General features: G+C 46.3%; 1 protein-coding gene. It reads left to right on the top strand.

What is annotated here, in order from left to right; genetic code table 11:
* The first annotated feature begins 110 nt into the window (after positions 1-110).
* Entirely contained in the window at positions 111-1,838 is a 1,728-nt protein-coding gene (locus tag QVO39_RS01170) for a tetratricopeptide repeat protein (RefSeq protein WP_021902664.1), read from the top strand.
* Positions 1,839-2,230 lie beyond the last annotated feature (392 nt).

Here is a 2,230-nt window from a genome sequence, read left to right as displayed (position 1 = left end):
AGGGCTGTAACTTAAGTTTATATCTCTAATGCGTAACCCCTGATTATGCATATGAGTTAATAATAAAAGAACTATCTTTGTGGGAGGTAGTAATTATTTAAGCTGAATCTATGAAACGATTAGGAATCCTTCTGCTGGTCATTGTGAGCGTGGTAGGCATCGTATTGATTATTAGGGGTCAGGGCAAAAAAGCTGACACGCCTCAAGAGAGCCCACAAGCAGTGGCTGAGGTGGTAAATACGAACCACATCAAAGATTCTATCGCGGCTCAAGAGCGGGCTCAAGCGAAGCTAGACTCATTGGTTATGAGTCAGCTAAACGACTCTCTTGCCTATATCAATAAGGAGATTAAGGCCAATCCCGAGGACCCTAGAGCTTGGGTTAAGCTCAACCTTCTCTATAATAACCCACAGTTTAAGCTGGACGACACCAGCAAACGCTATGAAGCCCTTATGAAGAGCATCATATTTATGCACCAGCAGCCCAAGCGTGGTACCGAGGCTTATTCTATGTGGACAGATGCCTATCTCCCAGAGGAGAAAAAGTCGAAAGAGTTGACCGCACTAAACGAAGCGATCCGAAAGAGTCCCAAGAAGTTGGATCTATATGAGCAGCGTGCTGATCTCTACCTTTCAATGAATCAATCAGAGCTCGCTGAAGTTGACCTCCTACAGATGGTCTACATAGCACCTAAAAACGAGAGAGGCTACCAATTGTTGCAGGAAAAGATGGGGCACGACCAGGCATCATCCCTCTGGAATAGCATCCTAACCTTAGCCCCCAAGTCGCCTAATGCTTATTACCGCGCCTCTGAATATCTCCGTATGAGCGGTTCGCAAGATGAAGCCCTCCAACTAGCTATGAAGGGGATGACCCTCTATGGCGATGATGATGAACATAACCTCTTTAACCAACTGAAGTATTTGATTGATCGGAACGCTGATGGTGAAGAAGGCTCTTTGATATCCCAGCTCAAAAGGCAGATTAATAAGCACCCGAATCGCCCCGAGTGGGCACTTCTCCTCGCCTCTCAATACGATGGCGAGTGCCACTCCAATTGCCAACAAGCGATCCACTACTATCAGGCAGCTCTAAAAGGGATCAATCGAAGCAGTTCATTGTACCTATCCACTATTGAGCAGTTGGCAAGGTGCTATGTAGAGGTGGGAAGCTTTTCCTTTGCTCTGAAGTACCAAGATATTGCTATCAAGCAAGACCCCACCTTTGCAGGTTATCACTACAATAAGGCGATGATGCACCATGCCTCTGGAGATACCAAAGCTGCGATTAAGGAGCTCAATAAGTACCTCTCTCATAGCAATAGCGACAAGAATGACGCTCGAGCATACTACAAACGAGCTTCCTACAAGTATGAAGTCAAAGATTTCTTTGGAGCACTCATTGATGTAGGGCAAGGAATGGAGATGGAGACCCAACCCACCCCTTTTGCATACCTAATTCGTGGCAATATCTATGCTGCTCAAGGAAAGAAGGAAGAAGCCAATGCCGATTTCAAGGCGGTATTGGCCAATACCAGTAGCGACGACTGTAGCACCCGCCCCTTTGCCTACATCGGCTTGGGGCAAAAGGAGGAGGCGATGAAAATCTTAGCTGATAAAGTCAGCGAATATCAAAAGGAGCAAAGGACCGACGAAAGCAAGTTCTACAGCCTTCTTCGCACCCTCGTGGAGCAAGGCAATGGAGACCTGGCACTCTACTTCAAGCAACTCTCAGAGGAGTGGGCCAATCCCTACCCTTGCCTTGATGAAAATATTAGAGTGGTACAAAACAATCCAAAATACAAAGAGCTACAAATAAGAGGAATAAAGACCAAGTAACCCTCAGCCACTTCCACTTTCTCCTCAACTATAATGGGATCGGGAAGGAAGAGATAATCACCATTTTTCCCGCTACCGTGCGGAACCTATTCCGTATGCGTGCGGAATAGATTCCGTAGCCATGCGGAATGCATTCCGCACGCATACGGAACGGGTCGTTGATACGGTCACCTGAAAAAGCCCTCACTGGGTTAAGCATTCCGGATATTGTACACACCAATTATTCGTCATTCCTAAAAAATATAGACACTAGTCATCAGTTATTCCTGAAAAAGTAGACACTTCACTGTAGCACACTCCTATTCATCAAAACTAATGATAGATTGTAAGGAGCTCCGTGAGGAGGTCCGTGAGGAGGTCCGTAAAAAAGCACCCGCAAGGGTGCCACTCAG

The organism is Porphyromonas sp. CAG:1061 (genome assembly GCF_000435035.1).
GTDB lineage: Bacteria > Bacteroidota > Bacteroidia > Bacteroidales > Porphyromonadaceae > Porphyromonas_A > Porphyromonas_A somerae.
Note: the sequence above shows the minus strand (reverse complement) of the source record. Positions and strands in the feature narration are given on the sequence as shown.